The sequence below is a fragment of the Thermoanaerobacterium xylanolyticum LX-11 genome (assembly GCF_000189775.2).
Lineage (GTDB): Bacteria > Bacillota > Thermoanaerobacteria > Thermoanaerobacterales > Thermoanaerobacteraceae > Thermoanaerobacterium > Thermoanaerobacterium thermosulfurigenes.
Map to the genome: position 1 here is coordinate 782,609 of NC_015555.1, position 16,123 is coordinate 798,731.

A 16,123-nucleotide genomic window follows, 5' to 3' on the forward strand; every position below is an offset into this window, starting at 1 on the left:
ATGGTGGATATAAGTAAAGATAAATTTGAGATAGTTGGAGCAAATGCTTCTGAAAGCCAGTCGATTGTAAGACCAAGCATTAGTTACTGGCAAGATGCGTGGAGAAGGCTTAAAAAGAACAAGGTTGCTATGGCATCTTTGGTTTTCTTAATACTTCTTGTTATAATGTCGATAATAGGTCCTCACTTAAGGCCTTTTGACTACGCACATCAGGATTTGTTTAATACAAACAAGCCATTTTCAAAAGTTCACTGGTTCGGAACAGACTACCTTGGAAGGGATCTTTTTGTAAGAGTTTGGATGGGTGCAAGGGTATCATTGTTTATCGGTGTTACAATTGCATTGTTGGATGCAGTAATTGGTGTTACGTATGGTGGTATAGCTGGTTATTTTGGTGGGCAAGTAGATAATATCATGATGCGTATAGTTGATATACTTTATGGCATACCTTACTTAATACTTGTAATCCTTTTGATGGTTGTCATGGGTCAAGGCTTATGGACGATCATCACTGCAATGGTTATGACAGGTTGGGTAGGTATGGCCAGAATAGTTAGAGGTCAAGTGCTGCAGCTTAAAGAGCAGGAGTTTGTCTTAGCTGCTAAGACGCTTGGAGCGAGTCCAGGAAGGATAATATTGAGACATTTGATACCAAATGCATTAGGTCCAATAATAGTATCAATGACATTCGATGTTCCTAATGCAATATTTGCAGAAGCATTTTTAAGTTACATCGGTCTTGGTATAAGGCCACCTCTGGCAAGCTGGGGTACGCTTGCGAATGACGCTACACAAGTTTTGCTAATGTATCCAATGCAGCTTTTCATACCAGGCTTCTTTATAAGCATAACAATGCTGGCATTTAACATGCTTGGTGATGGCTTGAGAGATGCATTAGATCCAAGGCTTCGCCGTTAAAGGAGGTAAGTATTTTGGAAGATAGAGAAGTATTGTTGGATGTACAAAATTTGGAATATTCATTTGACACGTATGCAGGCGAAGTAAAGGCAGTAAGGGATGTCAGCTTTCAAGTTATGAAAGGTGAATCGTTAGCCATAGTTGGAGAATCAGGATGCGGGAAATCAGTTACAATGCAGGCTGTAATGAGGTTAAATCCTGAGCCTCCAGGAAGATTTAAAGCTGGAAGAATCATATTCGATGGAAAAGAGATCTCAAAATTTAGTGAAAGGCAAATGCAGGCAATAAGGGGTTCAGAAATTGGGATGATATTCCAAGATCCTATGACATCTTTAAACCCGACAATGACAATTGGAAAGCAAATTGCCGAAGTGATTTTGAAGCATCAGAAGGTTACACGAGCTGAAGCGATGAAAAAAGCTAAGGAAATGTTGGACGTAGTAGGTATACCAAATGCTGAAAGGCGTATAAATCAGTATCCTCATGAATTTTCCGGTGGTATGAGGCAGAGAGCCATGATCGCTATTGCACTGGCATGTAGACCTAAGCTTCTCATTGCTGATGAGCCTACTACTGCACTTGATGTTACAATACAAGCGCAAATTCTCGATTTGATGAAAGATCTGCAAAGAGAATTCAATACGTCTATAATCATGATTACGCACGATTTAGGCGTTGTTGCAGATATAGCAGAGAGAATCATAGTCATGTATGCAGGTAAAGTTATAGAGACAGGTACATCTGATGAGATATTTAAGCATCCACAGCATCCTTATACATGGGGACTTTTAAAATCTGTTCCAAGACTTGATGCTCAGAATAAAGAGAAGCTTGTACCTATTATTGGAACGCCTCCTGATTTATTTGCGCCTCCTGTAGGATGTCCATTCGCTGCAAGGTGCAATTATGCCATGAAGATTTGCTATGAGGCCCAACCAGAGTATACAGATGAAACTGATACTCATAAAGTAGCATGTTGGTTGAAGCATCCATATGCGCCGAAGGTTAAGAATCCTTTTGAAAAGGAGGCGTATGCTGGTGAAAGATAATATAATACTTGAAGTTAAGAATTTGAAAAAATACTTTCACGTTAGCGGCGGTGTGTTAAAAGCTGTTGACGATGTGAGTTTTAGCATAAAAAAAGGTGAAACGTTGGGGCTTGTTGGCGAGTCAGGATGTGGAAAGTCTACTACAGGTAGGACTATAATTGGGCTTTATGAGGCTACAGGTGGTTCTGTGATATTTGACGATATACCTGTTCATAAAATGAACAATGAAATAAGAAAGAAATTTGCAAGAAAAGCTCAGATGATTTTTCAGGATCCTTACGCATCGTTGAATCCTCGCATGACTGTTGGCGATATCATAGGAGAGGGAATAGACATTCATGGTTTGTACACTGGAAAAGAGAGGAGAGAAAGGATATACAACCTCCTTGAGACGGTAGGTTTAAACAAAGAACATGCTAATAGGTTTCCTCATGAATTTTCCGGTGGGCAGAGGCAGAGGATAGGCATAGCAAGGGCAATGGCAATTGAGCCAGAGTTTATAGTCTGCGATGAGCCTATATCAGCATTGGATGTGTCTATACAAGCCCAGATTGTAAATTTGCTTATGAATTTACAAGAAGAAAAGGGATTGACATATCTCTTTATTGCTCATGATTTAAGCATGGTAAGGCATATAAGCGATAGAGTTGCAGTTATGTATTTAGGATCGATTGCAGAACTTACACAAAGTGGTGAACTGTATTCAAATCCATTGCATCCATATACACAAGCGCTTCTTTCTGCTGTTCCAATACCTGATCCGGAAGTGGAGAGAAAGAGGGAGAGAATTATACTTGAAGGAGATGTGCCAAGCCCAATTAATCCTCCTTCAGGCTGTAAATTCAGAACAAGGTGTAAATATGCCATGGACATATGCAGCCAAGTCACGCCACAATTGAAAGAGGTTGGAAGTGGACACTTTGTTGCATGTCATCTTTTTGATAAATAAGGCACTCGTTTGAGTGCTTTATTTCTATGAAATTAATACAGTTATCATTTCCATATAGTAACTGGTGCAATTCACGAGAAGATTATCAATATTGAATTTAAATAATAACGTTCACCATCTTAATAAAATCTTAATATATTTGTAACTTGTCTGTAATATATGTATAATAATATATAAATATGATGAAAAAAATGCCGATTTTATATGCAAAGGGGGGAAAATGTTGAAAAAGGTCATCGCTTTTTTTGCACTTTTACTGCTTTTGTCTACGTTTTACATAACTGCCTATGCATATAAAGCTACGATTGTAGTTGATAACAAACCTATAAGCTACAATGTGCCTGACGTGTCGATTACCGTCGATGGAGGAAAATTTGACACTGGCAATAATCCACCGCTTATAATTGACAATAGCACGATAGTGCCGCTTAGAGCAATTAGCGAAGGATTAGGTCAAAAAGTCGACTGGGATGGTAAGACTCAGACAGTTATTGTGACTTCAAAGGACAAAGTAATTAAATTGGTTATAGGTAAGAATTACGCTACAGTAAACGGCAATAATGTATCGTTGGATGTTCCAGCAAGGCTTATAAACAACAATACGACGTATGTGCCTATGAGGTTTTTGTTTGAAAACTTAGGTTATGATGTGAAATGGATTGCAGACAAATATCTAATTCAAGCTACTAAGAAAGTAGATCCTCCCTCTGCAAACAATGTTAATATTGTGAGTTTTACATCAAATTACACAAATGGTACGTACACCATAACTGTTAAAGGTGATGGACCTTTAACGTATACACGAGGGTCTGTAAATGATGACAGCAGCATAAGAATTTACTTTGACTTCAACAATGCGATAAATACTGTTACTAATAAGCAGATAAATATAGACAAAAATGGCTTAAATCAAGCTTATATAGGGCAGAACAAGTTGCAACCAGCAGTAACCAGGCTTGTTGTGAATATGGACTATTCAATGCCATATACCATAACACAGTCACAAGATAAAAAAGAATTTGATATATCGTTTAAAATAGGACAAAATAAGGTGACGAACATTTTAGCTGCTAAGGTCAACAATGGCGATCAGATAACGATAAATACAGATTCCGACCACTTTAGCCCATCTAGATATGGTGATAACAAGATCATTATAGATGTGGCAGGTGCAAGTCTGACAATGTCTGATGGTAAACTGGCAGGTAACATATCGTATATTGGAAATGTTGTTACTGGCATTAGATATTCCCAGCTTGATACAAATACAGTTAGGATTGTTGCGGAGACAAGCCTTAAAGCAGATTTTAGTGTTCAACCAACTCCTCAGGGCGTATTGCTTACAATAACAAAACCAGACCCTAACAAGAAGCAGTTAGTTTACATAGATCCAGGGCATGGAGGTTCTGATCCAGGTGCTATAGGTGTCGGAGGGATACACGAAGCAGATATCAATCTTGCCATTGGATTAAAATTGAAGACGCTATTGGACAATGGAGGATATAGGACTATGATATCCAGGACAACAGATACTGATGTGGGTCTTTATGACAGGCCTTCACAAGCAAATAATGCTGGAGCAGATGTCTTTGTAAGCATCCATTCTGATTCTTTTGAATCGCCTTCAGCAAACGGCACAACAGTTTTATATTACCCAAACGGTTACAATGGCGATACAAGAGATGAAAAGACATTTGCACAGATAATTCATGATGATTTGATGAAACAGATAAATACCACTGACAGAGGGCTTTCAGAAAGGCCTAATTTAGTTGTTCTCAATCAGACGAAGATGCCTGCTGTTTTGGTGGAGACTGGATTTGTCACAAGTCCTACAGATGCTCAGCTTTTGACTGATGAAAATTTTCAGTGGAAAGTAGCACAAGGAATATACAATGGGATTGTCGATTATTTTGACAAATTATCTAATGGCAGCATAAGCACGACTGTTTCAAACTCTGTATATGGCAGCAATTAAACAGGCAAAAAATCGCCTGTTTTTTTTATATGCTTTCTTGTAAATTGATTTAAAAGGTTTTAAAATAATATTATGGTTTACGCACTGGATAATGAAAATTAAATAAGGCTAAAATTATAGTATAAAATATAAAGGAGCTGAAGAAATGAAAAGAGTAGATGGAAGAGATTCCAGATCATTAAGACCTATAAAGATAACGAGAAATTTCAACAGATACGCAGAAGGATCTGTTTTGATAGAAGTCGGCAATACAAAGGTCATTTGCACAGCATCAATTGAAGATAAAGTACCGCCATTTCAAAAAGGGACTGGCAAGGGATGGATTACAAGTGAGTATTCAATGATTCCGAGAGCTACTGAAACCAGAACACAGAGGGAGTCCACAAAAGGCAAACAATCAGGACGTACCATGGAAATCCAAAGGCTCATTGGAAGAGCATTGAGAGCTGTTGTCGATTTAGATGCGTTAGGTGAGAAGACGATATGGATTGACTGCGATGTAATACAGGCTGATGGCGGAACCAGGACAGCTTCCATCACAGGTTCGTTTGTAGCACTTGTAGATGCCATGAATAAACTTAAGGAAAAGGGCGCCATAAGTAAACTCCCTATAAAAAGCTTTGTCGCTGCTGTAAGTGTAGGAATTGTAGGCAATGAGAAGCTTTTAGATCTTTGTTACTTAGAAGATAGCAATGCGCACGTTGACATGAACATCGTCATGACGGATAAAGGCGAATTCATCGAGATACAAGGAACTGGTGAAGGTGGGCCTTTTAGCAAAAGTGATTTTTCAGAGCTTTTAGAATTAGCGGAGGAAGGCTTGAATAAAATCATACAGGTTCAAAAAGAATCATTAGGAGATATATCATTAGAAATTGGAGTTGAAAGCGATGAAAATAGTTGTAGCGAGCCACAACAAGCATAAAGTGGATGAGATAAGGGAATTTTTTAAAGGAGATTATGAAGTATTGTCGGCAGATGATATTGGATCATATGATGAAGTAGAAGAAACAGGGAAGACGATTGAAGAAAACGCTCTTTTAAAGGCCAGGGCTATAGCATATTTAACCGATGAACTGGTAATTGCAGATGATACAGGTTTGTTTGTGGACTATTTAGATGGTGAACCAGGAGTTTATACTGCAAGATTTGCCGGTGTAAATGCCACATACGAAGACAACAACAACAAGCTTTTAAACTTATTAAAAGGTGTTCCGATGGAAAAGAGGAAAGCTACTTTTAAAACCGTAATAGCATTGATTTACAAAGGAAGAGAAGCTATAATAGAAGGAAAAGTGGATGGTAGGATAATTGATGCTCCAAGAGGACAATATGGCTTTGGGTATGATCCTATATTTTATGTTGATGAAATAGGTAAGACATTAGCAGAGCTTACATTAGAAGAAAAAAATAAAGTAAGTCATAGGGCAAATGCTTTAAAAAAATTAAAAGAATATATAAAAAATAATTTGGAGGACCGCAAATGAGACTATTTGTTACAAGTGATACTCACGGAATGTTACAATCAGTCAGGAATATTTTAAAAAATATTAAAAATATTGATTACATTATACATTTAGGTGACTATTATAGAGATGCAGAGGAATTAGATAAAGAATTTGGAATACCAACTATTTATGTATATGGGAATTGTGATTTTGGCGACAAAGAGAAGTACGAAAAGATTATTGAAGTAGCTGGTAAAAAAATATTATTAACACATGGACATAAGTACTACGTCAAATTTGAAAAAAGCATCATAATAGAAAAAGCCAGGGAATACGGCGTTGATGCGGTATTTTATGGCCATACCCATGTACCATTAGTATACAGGGCTGGTGATATGCTTGTATTGAACCCTGGAAGCCCTTCAATGCCACGTGAAGGGTCATCACGGACAGTATCTATAGTAAATATAGAGGATGGCATCATTGTACCGCAGCTAATAAATATAGATGACATGGAGGAATACATTGGAAATAAAAAAAGTGGAACAAAATTTGAATTTTAGGTGTTGACAAAGATAAATATTCCTGATATAATTTAAAACTGTCAGAGCGATGAGGCAGAAATAAGCGATGACAACTGTATATGCGGGTGTAGCTCAATGGTAGAGTTCTAGCCTTCCAAGCTAGCTACGTGGGTTCGATTCCCATCACCCGCTCCAATATGCGCCTGTAGCTCAGTTGGATAGAGCAACGGACTTCTAATCCGTGTGTCGGGAGTTCGAATCTCTTCAGGCGCACCATTTTTTGGAGAATGTGATGTATATTTTATAATATGGTGGGTATAGTTCAGTTGGCTAGAGCGCCAGATTGTGGCTCTGGAGGTCGTGGGTTCGAGTCCCACTACCCACCCCATTGATGGGATGTAGCCAAGTGGTAAGGCACCAGACTTTGACTCTGGCAGTTCGTAGGTTCGAATCCTGCCATCCCAGCCAGCATGACCCATTAGCTCAGTCGGCAGAGCACCTGCCTTTTAAGCAGGGTGTCCCGCGTTCGAATCGCGGATGGGTCACTTAAAAAGATATTGAAAGAGAACAATCTGGCGTTAATGCGGGAGTGGCGGAATTGGCAGACGCGCTAGATTCAGGTTCTAGTGCCAGTCATGGCATATGGGTTCAAGTCCCTTCTCCCGCACCATATATCGTGCGGACATAGCTCAGTTGGTAGAGCATCACCTTGCCAAGGTGAGGGTCGCGAGTTCGAGTCTCGTTGTCCGCTCCATACAATATGCGCCATTAGCTCAGTTGGTAGAGCAGCTGACTCTTAATCAGCGGGTCTGGGGTTCGAGTCCCTAATGGCGCACCATTTTTATTATTTGAATATAAAAAAGTGCTTGAAAAATAAAAAGTGTAATTAGTCCTAATGCGAAGATGAATGGGTATCCACTAAAAAATGGATACCTTTTTATTTTTAAATCATATTAAAATATTAATAATTGTGCAAACAGAGAATTCCGTTAGTTAACTGTAAGTTATGTATATAAAAATCCACACAGTATTTTAAAGTTTAACAAAACTAAGACGTGAATGTATATTGTATTTAAATGCCTTAACATGCACTAATGCGGTACAATACATATTGAGGGGATTTTAAGGTATAAAAATAATTACAACAAGACTAAGGATCATATTGAAAAGCTTTTAGGGAGGTGGTAAAAATGTTTATATACTCGTGTAATATAATTTCGAAATTACCAACATAACCTTTTAATAATGGCTGATTTATTCTTGGAAATAGTATCTATAAATCGTTTTATAACATTACTAATTTCCTTTCTAGTTTTATAAAAAGCATTATATATGACCATTTCTTTCAACCATTTCCACAATCCCTCAATCCTATTAAGATTTGGTGAGTAAGGCGGTAAGCGGTAAAAAGATAAATTCTAAATTGCATTTGTGCTTCTCTTTGAATTCTTTCAGCAGTTTGGCATAATGAATTCTCCCATTGTCCAAAATCATCTTTATTTTCTTGCCAGGATAGGCTTCCACAACCTTTCTTAAAAAGTCCAAAAATGATTGTGCATCCAACGTCTCAGTTTCGGAATATATAATATCCCCTGTAAAATAGTCAATGACTCCAAATATTCCGACTCCTATGTGATGCCCATATGTCTTAACAATTCTCTGATGCCCTTTTAAAAACCAAGTAGCTGTAATGGCTTGATAATCCCTGATTTTACATTCATCTTCGAAAAGAATTACTTCATCTCTTTTAATGTTTTTTTTATATCTTCAAACTTTTCCTCAAATTTTTTCTGCTCTTCTTCGTCTGCTTTCATCAAAACATATGTGGGCTTGGTATAGGTAAAACCCATCCGCTTCATCAATCGTCTAATGCTTGAGGCTTCAATATTAATATTATAAACATCTTTTACATATTGAGCGATAATTCTTGAATTCCAGTTTACATTCACAGCATACCCGATTTCACTTGGTGTCTTTAAAATTACTTCCTTTAACTCCTCCTGAATATCAGGAGTGATTTTCGGAATACGTCCAGGTGCCTTCCCTATGGTCAGCAATTCCTCCAAGCCGCCTTCATTGTATTTTTTCACGTATTCTCCAACGGTTTGATTGTTAAACCCAAGTATTTTTGCTATCTCCAGCCGATTCTTCCCTCGAAATGCAAGAATAATAACATTAATACGGTCTATTTTCCTTGAATCTTTAAGTCCTCTTTTGAATTTCTTTAAACTCTTTATGGTCTGCCCATGTTCATTTTTAATAATACTTTTCTTTTTCATTTGTAAATACGCCCCCGATATATATTTTCTCTTATATATATCGAACATTTCGGCATTATTCTACACTCATATATAGAATCAGGTACTTGCATAAAAAGCTCTTCTATTTTGCTTTCTATTTCTTTAATCTGCTTTACTATCATTTCGTACTGTTCAAGTATAATTTTTATCTCTATCTCTGCCATTTCAATGCCATCTCTTTTACCAACACTTTGACTCGCAGCTTCTATAAGCTTTAAAGCCCTCTTTATACCTACAGCACGATTAACTTCTTTCTTCCAAGCTGCAAGTATTTCCTCAGCTCTAATACCTATTATCTTTGCAGGCGTTGGAAATTCTTTTAATGTTATCAGTGCCGCTTTCCCTTCCCAATCTGCAAAAACTTTATTAAACTCAGGGAAATATATATCAAGCCATCTTGCAACCCGGTTCTTTATCTTGTTTAAGTCCTTTGTAAGCATTTCCCTTATGTCTACTGCAATTCTAAGCTCGCTGTATATACCATCAGGTATATTAGGTTCAACATATCTTCCATCTTTAACTAGCATTGCAATTGTCTTAGGGTCTTTCCTGTCATTTTTAGTTGGCGAGTTGTCATCAAATTCTTTACTTCTTTTTACGTGGAATGGATTTACCAATACCACCTTATGGTTCTTATCTCTAAGAAACTGTGCAAAGCAAAGCCAATAATGTCCCGTTGGTTCCATACCAACCATCAAATGCTCTTTGTTGCTTTTATTCATAATTTCTACAGCCCATTTAAAGAATTTTTCCATTCCATCAATGTCATTGCTAAATTCAATACGCTTACCGTATTCTATTCCTCTAAAATCAAAAGCTCTAGCGTGGTGTGTCTCTTTAGCAATGTCTACACCTACAATTAATGTCTTTTCTGTTATTTGCAATATCTTTAAATTTTGGTTATACTTCATATTAGGTACCTCCTTGTTATTTTGAGAGTCGTGTTCATGAACAATCGACATCTTGTATTTTATCAGGAGGTACTTTTTATTTCAAATCTTATATTTTTTTATTACAGGAATGCTCCATATATATTAGGCGTAGATTTCACTAAGCACTCCTAACCTTTATCTTCGAGTTCCACTCTATTTTCTGTTAGGCAGGCCCTATCAGGGTTGACAGCTTTCAAACATGAACAGTCTATCCTAATATCTACTTAATTACTACCGTCAAGTCCTTTCCTTACCTATCCTTTCGGTAGGTTCAAATAGTACTATGACTTGAACCGACTTCTGAATGCCCAGCTATACCTCACGATATAGGTTACTCATGGAGAAATTTTATTCTCGACTTGAGCATATCATTCAGACTTCCCCGGGTAAGAACGATAACCTTCATCTCATATATCTGCCAGATTTACTGTATGGGGTTCGGGTAGTGTTGGACTCCGTTTTGTTCAGCAAACTCGTCCGCCCCAATTCAGCCTCTTATCTGGTTTTTGTTCATCAGACTGAGATTTTGCCTACTGCTTCCTTCAGATTCCACCTCACGATGGACACCCTTGCAGTTCGGCTAGTGGTTCCCACTACCAAGCCCACAGCGGACTTTCACCGCCAAGTTATCGCCCATGCCGGGCGCACTGAAATATGGCGGAATTACGTTATTTTGCCATGTGCTATATTTTTTTATGATTTAGATAGATAAAACAAAGATGATAAGGAGCTATATACGGGAAGACATTTCTGATTTATGACAATTATTAGTATACGAAAGTATACTTTTCACAGAAAAATTTATTAAAAAAATCAAAAATAGTATACTTTCGGATATTGAAAAATGAACAGCTTTTTATTATTATAAAAGAAATAAAGAAAACGTAAAATTGAAGAAGCATGGACATATAGTCAGTATGTATGTTTTTTTAAACTTAAGTCAGAGGAAATTGTACTTAAAGCAAATAATTAAAAAAATTAACTAAAACTTCGCACATAAATAATTACTCTGTTCCTTGAAAACTTAATGCTTTGCCAGAAAAAGTAATAGTAATTTACACAATTATGCACACTTCGGAAGTCTTTCCTTAAGTTCTTTGGGAATCGCAGCCATAAAAGCATCAAGTAATTGGTCCAGCTGTTCTGAAGATAACGATAGTTTATCTGTTATTGTATCTATGAATACTTGCATAAGTAGATGAAAAGCCTGAATCAGCGTAATATCGGACATTTCATCCTGTATGTAGTAAAATATCTCTCCCATTGTTCGTAAATCTGATGATCGACGGTTCTCTAGTGCAAGCATCATGTATCTGGTAAATACGATTGCTGTATGTGCTGTCATCGCATCGTAAGATAATGAATTGCATTCCTTGCTGAGCTTCAAGTATGATTTACACACTTTGAAAAGACTTCTATATCCCAGCGCTTCCCGTATATACGAATGATTTCGTCCTCGTTAAGGTTCATATCCGTGGTAATAAGTGCCAGATAGTCTTTTCGATTATTCCTGTTTCTGACAAATACAATTCGAGCAGGAATAGATTTTCCGTCTTTTTCAATGGAAACTTCCACGGATAACAGGTATCTAGACCTGCCTCTTCTTTTTCTGTTCTGCTTGTATATTTCTGTTAACGGCTGCATTATTCCATTATATAGGTAATGCATCTTTGATGTTTTCTTTGCCATTGCAATAACATCATAGCCTATTTCTTTAATAGCAATCAAAGAAGAGGGAGAACAGAACCAAGTGTCAAACAATACATAAGATGCTGGAATCATTGCTTTTTTAGCGGTCTTTATTAATTCCAGAGCTACGGCTGTTGCTTTAGTTTGGGATAGATTCCTTCTTAAATACCCGGCGGAACGCTTGTCCACAGGTATAGCTTCATTGATACGATTCTTTTGATTCTCAGTAGATAAAAGACATCCATTGACTGGGATAAAAGTATTTCCATCTGACCATCCGAGTGTAAGTAGGCGAAAGCCATATTTGTATGTTTTCTTAGCATGGTCATATACTTTTGCTAGTAGTTCTACTTTTTTAGAGCTAGAGCGTTCGAATAAAGAGTCATCAACAATAAGAACATTTACGCGTTTGTCACTTGTTAACCCAGTAATTGTCTCATTTATAATCTGTGCACTAAGCCAAGTGGTAAACCGAATCCAATTAATATGAATAGAGTTTAAGAATCTGTAAACCGTGTCTTTCTTAAAACCAACCTGATTTGTACCCATTAGCATATTCATATACATAGATCTATTGGTAAAGATCATACAGAATAAGTACTCGAAAATAGAAATAACGGGAATACCCTTGCTTTTGTAAGCATTCGATAACCTTAAAGCAGCCGAAATTCTATATTTTTTGAAGAAACTTTTAATCGAAGTAGAAACCTTATTATCAATTTGGTAATTTTGTGTTATACTATTCATAGCATGAGCCTCCAATTGGTTTATTTTTTGATAATTCAATTATACCAAAAATGGAGGTCTCATGCTATTTTATAGCCAAATAATATTGAATTATCAAGGTACAGAGCTACTTTTATAAGTGCGAAGTTTGAGAAAATTAATATAAAATTAAGATAAATTGAGAAAATGAGAGCTAATTCAAAAGGAAAAGCAGATAAAAATGGGGTTTTTTAAAGGTTGAATGTGTTTACCAATAGAAGAATTATTAGTCGAGTAAACTTTACCTAAACATACAGAATGGTCATAATTTCTAAGTCATCATGTTGTTCATTATTTCTAATACTTATTTTGAAAAAAGATTTACCATGGTATTTTAAAAACATAGATGAAAATCGCGCGGTTGTAGTCAAAAAGAGAGGAGGGAAAGAGATGGAAACTGTAATGCCAATGAATGGATTTATGGAATTGACAGAAGAGGACTTGATGATAATTGACGGTGGAGTTAATTGGGGAGTTACATTAGGAGGCACAGCTCTTTTAATATCTGCAATAGGCTTAACTATAGCAACAGGAGGGCTTGGTTTTATGCCTGTAAGCGTTATTTTAGGTGCTGGAACAGGAGCTGAAATAGCTATTGCAGGTGTGGCAACTGCTGCAAGTGCTTTAAGTGGTACAGCTATAGGGTATGGACTTACTCATTAATTTAAATTAATACAGCTATATGGCATATATATGCTGTATGGCTGTATTATGAAAGAGAGGGGTAATAGTATGTTTTTTAAATGTAGGCAAAAGTCATTATACACTTTAACATTAATAATTTCTTTTATAACAATTTTATTTTCTATATCTTTCTTAGTATATTTGTTGATTTCAGGAAATATTAGCAATACAAATATTGTGATTATTGCAAATGTGATATTTAGTCCTATTGTAATTTTAATACTTAATTATATAGTATATTCTGGAAATTACACATATTCGATTTTAAAACAATCGGATGAAATGAAAGAGAAAATAATCATAAGTTTTATTTTGTTAATTTCACTGTTTACTTTAGCAGGATTGATATGTACTATATTAGGAGTTTAAATAAGGAGTGGATTATACTATAATATCATAAAATTTACAGAACAAAGGCAAAGATTGTATTAGAGGATAAATTTTAAAAAGGTATATGAATATTTATAAATTTGTTTATAGAGAATATATAAATCAGTATTCTTGTTAGATATTTATTGATTTGAGTGTCATAAGAAGCATTTTTTAAGCTACTAATGATAACTTTGCCTGATTTTTACCTGATTTTGTAAGAATAAATCTGACTTTGATATTTTTGTAAAAAACCGCAGCCATCTCTGCTGCCATTTTTAGTGCTTTTTTTGCATTTATGGCTCCTATTTTGAATGAAAACCAGATTTTTGAGCGCACTAATCCCCTTACAGGTATCACATCTACATGAGATTTACGTCTTAGTATTGATGGTATACCCTCTACTCCATTTCTTATCTTTTGAAGTACACTATATTTTTCTGTTGACATCTTTTTTAAGTAGCTTGCTCTTTGTATTGTTTTTGCTGTTATCAATACATACGCTGATTTCTTTTGTAGCTTAGCTCTACATTTTTCTCTTAGTGGACAATGTTCACATGTTTTTTTATTGAAGGATGCTCTATATAATCCACTTTTTTCATAGTATCTTGTTTTATATGGTTTTTCTCCTCTTGGACATTTGACTACTTCATGCGTTACTTCATTTAATTCAAATTCACTTTGTATTTCTTCTGGTAATTTTCCTATAAGGGCTGTTGTTATTAGTTCGATATTATTTTTATCTGCTAGTTCTATGTTTTCAATGCTGCTGTAAGCTCCATCTGCTATTATTGTTATTTCTTTTTCTTGTTTCCCAAGCTTTTCTATCGTTTCTTTGCAAAAGCTGCTATCGCTGTGTGTGTTTACATCATAGTCATAGCCGGTTATTATGGAGCCTTTTTCGTCTATTGTTTCTACTATGTTAGCTACATAGCCTTTATGGTCTTTTCCTGCTTTTTTGCGATATGTTGCATCTGGATCGCTTGGGTTTTGGAGACTATCTGGGCTTATTTTTTCTTTTTCTACTGGTACTATCTTGCCTTCTTCTGTTATTTTTGTTTGTTCTTTTAGCACACGCTGTAATAGCTGACATTCTGGTAATTCAGCGTATGCTTCTCCTAATTCTTTTGTTAGTGTATAGGCATCTTCAATTATTTCTTGAAGTCTTTTTGTTATTTCTTCGTTTTTTCTATGATAGATTGTTTTATTTCTATCGTCTTCGTCTAGGTAATGTTCCATGTTTTTGAGATGCTCATATTCTCCTGTTTTGTATACTGCCTTGACCATATTTGCTACGCATGTGTATAGTATTTCTAATCTGGACATTTTTTTGCAACTGGATGATACCATAATGCTGTCCATTCTTTTTACTGATGGATTTATATCAAAGTATTTTACAAATACGTTTGCCATGGCTTCCATTTCTTCATGAAGAAGGTCTCTTCCTGTTTCCAGATTGTAAAGATATAGCCTTTCACGGAAACGGCTAAAAGTCCTATCACTGAAAGGTTGACTTTTGAAACTTGTAGTGTGAAGGGCGTATTGAAAACGGACATCACATAGTATGCTTGCTAATAGTTCATCATCTGTAAGATTAAACATTTCTTTTAGTATTAGGGCTCCAATTATTGCGTTTACAGGACTGTTTGGACGGGAAACGGGATTGTCACTGTACAATACGGAAAAGCGTTTTTCATTGATTGCTGGAAATATGATATCAGCAAAGCCTTTTGCCCATGAGTTTAAAACAAACTTTCTTGTCCTTTCATCCAAGTTTAAGAATCTGTCATCCATTGTGATTTGTTGATATTCGTTTGGTTTGAATGCCATGGCTATGTATCGCTCCTTCTATTTCTTTTTTTTTATATTTCTATTTTACCATATTTTTAGTTTGCCATGGATGAAAAAATACTTTTGACACCTTAATCAAAGTAGTGTTATAAAAAAGTATTGACATTATAGAACAAAAGATATATACTTTAGAAAGAAAATTTGAATAACTTATGTTAGGTGAGGCTCCTATACAGATATATGCTGCTGCCCGGAAACATCGAGAGATGCCAATGGGTTAACAAGTATTACCGATTTAAGGTTTTACTTAACGCAGCTGGAGTTATCCAAAGCTGTATAGTGCTAAAACTCAACGAAGATAAGTAGTTTATTAATCTTTCATCGTTGAGTTGAAAGTTTTTTTTATTTTTAAAAATAATGGAGGTGAGAAGAATGGATACTGGCAGTAGTACTGATGGGGAAAATAAGTATATATGTGCTTTGCAATTGAGGCTAAGATTATTTTTGGTTTTAAAAATCCATTCTTTTCACCTAAGTGTTTAAATGGATTTTTATACAAATCACATATCCCTCTTATTTTTCCCATAAGATTACATTCTTAATTGAGCGAATTTCATAATTAATTTTCTTATCAAAATGTATCAATATTTGGGGTTTATTTATAATTATAACAATTGTTATATTATGTTTGATTTTTGAATTATGCAATTTCCTTAGTTGTCTTACT

At 35.7% G+C, this 16,123-nt stretch carries 13 protein-coding genes, 8 tRNA genes, 3 pseudogenes and 1 riboswitch; of the genes and pseudogenes, 17 read left to right on the forward strand and 7 right to left on the reverse strand.

The window, feature by feature from the left end; translation table 11 throughout:
- The 15 genes from THEXY_RS03800 to THEXY_RS03870 all read left to right on the forward strand — a co-directional run bounded on the left by THEXY_RS03800 (position 1) and on the right by THEXY_RS03870 (position 7,704).
- Entirely contained in the window at positions 1-918 is a 918-nt protein-coding gene (locus THEXY_RS03800) for an ABC transporter permease (RefSeq protein ID WP_013787533.1), read from the forward strand.
- Positions 919-932: 14 nt separating this feature from the next.
- Positions 933-1,967, forward strand: coding sequence for an ABC transporter ATP-binding protein (locus tag THEXY_RS03805; protein ID WP_013787534.1), 1,035 nt, complete (start codon positions 933-935; stop codon positions 1,965-1,967).
- Positions 1,951-2,916: an ABC transporter ATP-binding protein gene (locus THEXY_RS03810; protein WP_195890939.1), complete on the forward strand. Its 966-nt coding sequence runs from the start codon at positions 1,951-1,953 to the stop codon at positions 2,914-2,916. The genes THEXY_RS03805 and THEXY_RS03810 overlap by 17 nt, the downstream gene beginning before the upstream one ends.
- Before the next feature lie 223 nt (positions 2,917-3,139).
- Positions 3,140-4,894 (forward strand): N-acetylmuramoyl-L-alanine amidase, encoded by a 1,755-nt coding sequence (locus THEXY_RS03815; protein WP_013787536.1) that lies wholly within the window; start codon positions 3,140-3,142, stop codon positions 4,892-4,894.
- A gap of 145 nt (positions 4,895-5,039) precedes the next feature.
- Positions 5,040-5,819: a ribonuclease PH gene (gene rph, locus THEXY_RS03820; protein WP_013787537.1), complete on the forward strand. Its 780-nt coding sequence runs from the start codon at positions 5,040-5,042 to the stop codon at positions 5,817-5,819.
- Positions 5,785-6,381: an XTP/dITP diphosphatase gene (locus THEXY_RS03825; RefSeq protein ID WP_013787538.1), complete on the forward strand. Its 597-nt coding sequence runs from the start codon at positions 5,785-5,787 to the stop codon at positions 6,379-6,381. Before rph ends, THEXY_RS03825 begins: the two co-directional genes overlap by 35 nt.
- Positions 6,378-6,905 (forward strand): metallophosphoesterase, encoded by a 528-nt coding sequence (locus tag THEXY_RS03830; protein ID WP_013787539.1) that lies wholly within the window; start codon positions 6,378-6,380, stop codon positions 6,903-6,905. The genes THEXY_RS03825 and THEXY_RS03830 overlap by 4 nt, the downstream gene beginning before the upstream one ends.
- 82 nt (positions 6,906-6,987) lie before the next feature.
- Positions 6,988-7,061: transfer RNA gene (locus tag THEXY_RS03835), tRNA-Gly, on the forward strand.
- 4 nt (positions 7,062-7,065) lie between these two features.
- Positions 7,066-7,142, forward strand: a tRNA-Arg gene (locus tag THEXY_RS03840).
- Between the two features lie 35 nt (positions 7,143-7,177).
- Positions 7,178-7,254: transfer RNA gene (locus THEXY_RS03845), tRNA-His, on the forward strand.
- A gap of 4 nt (positions 7,255-7,258) precedes the next feature.
- Positions 7,259-7,334 (forward strand) — tRNA-Gln (locus tag THEXY_RS03850).
- 4 nt (positions 7,335-7,338) lie between these two features.
- Positions 7,339-7,411, forward strand: a tRNA-Lys gene (locus THEXY_RS03855).
- 38 nt (positions 7,412-7,449) lie between these two features.
- Positions 7,450-7,536: transfer RNA gene (locus THEXY_RS03860), tRNA-Leu, on the forward strand.
- An 8-nt stretch (positions 7,537-7,544) separates the two neighbouring features.
- A tRNA-Gly gene (locus tag THEXY_RS03865) sits at positions 7,545-7,620 on the forward strand.
- Between the two features lie 8 nt (positions 7,621-7,628).
- Positions 7,629-7,704 (forward strand) — tRNA-Lys (locus THEXY_RS03870).
- A gap of 385 nt (positions 7,705-8,089) precedes the next feature.
- Here THEXY_RS03870 and THEXY_RS13020 read toward each other — a convergent pair.
- The 5 genes and pseudogenes from THEXY_RS13020 to THEXY_RS03890 all read right to left on the reverse strand — a co-directional run.
- Positions 8,090-8,245 (reverse strand): annotated as a pseudogene (locus THEXY_RS13020) (IS630-like element ISBs2 family transposase); the annotation flags it as partial.
- Entirely contained in the window at positions 8,241-8,618 is a 378-nt protein-coding gene (locus tag THEXY_RS13025; RefSeq protein ID WP_083815322.1) for a transposase, read from the reverse strand. The pseudogene THEXY_RS13020 and the gene THEXY_RS13025, both read right to left, overlap by 5 nt.
- Positions 8,600-9,145 carry a helix-turn-helix domain-containing protein gene (locus THEXY_RS03880; protein WP_041592070.1) on the reverse strand — a complete coding sequence of 182 codons (546 nt, stop codon included), beginning with the start codon at positions 9,143-9,145 and terminating at the stop codon, positions 8,600-8,602. The genes THEXY_RS13025 and THEXY_RS03880 overlap by 19 nt, the downstream gene beginning before the upstream one ends.
- Before the next feature lie 77 nt (positions 9,146-9,222).
- Positions 9,223-10,077: pseudogene (locus tag THEXY_RS03885) on the reverse strand (IS110 family transposase); the annotation flags it as partial.
- Positions 10,078-11,161: 1,084 nt separating this feature from the next.
- Positions 11,162-12,534 (reverse strand): annotated as a pseudogene (locus THEXY_RS03890) (IS4 family transposase).
- Between the two features lie 408 nt (positions 12,535-12,942).
- Here THEXY_RS03890 and THEXY_RS03895 point away from each other — a divergent pair.
- Complete coding sequence (locus THEXY_RS03895) at positions 12,943-13,215, forward strand: hypothetical protein (RefSeq protein ID WP_013787541.1); 273 nt, start codon at positions 12,943-12,945, stop codon at positions 13,213-13,215.
- A gap of 69 nt (positions 13,216-13,284) precedes the next feature.
- Positions 13,285-13,605 (forward strand): hypothetical protein, encoded by a 321-nt coding sequence (locus THEXY_RS03900; RefSeq protein WP_013787542.1) that lies wholly within the window; start codon positions 13,285-13,287, stop codon positions 13,603-13,605.
- A 174-nt stretch (positions 13,606-13,779) separates the two neighbouring features.
- Here THEXY_RS03900 and THEXY_RS03905 read toward each other — a convergent pair whose 3' ends face one another.
- On the reverse strand, positions 13,780-15,435 hold the full coding sequence (locus tag THEXY_RS03905; RefSeq protein WP_013787543.1) for a transposase: 1,656 nt from the start codon (positions 15,433-15,435) through the stop codon (positions 13,780-13,782).
- Positions 15,436-15,600: 165 nt separating this feature from the next.
- Positions 15,601-15,764, forward strand: a riboswitch (M-box (ykoK) riboswitch).
- A 2-nt stretch (positions 15,765-15,766) separates the two neighbouring features.
- Positions 15,767-15,982 carry a hypothetical protein gene (locus THEXY_RS12505; RefSeq protein WP_154645614.1) on the reverse strand — a complete coding sequence of 72 codons (216 nt, stop codon included), beginning with the start codon at positions 15,980-15,982 and terminating at the stop codon, positions 15,767-15,769.
- Between the last annotated feature and the right edge of the window lie 141 nt (positions 15,983-16,123).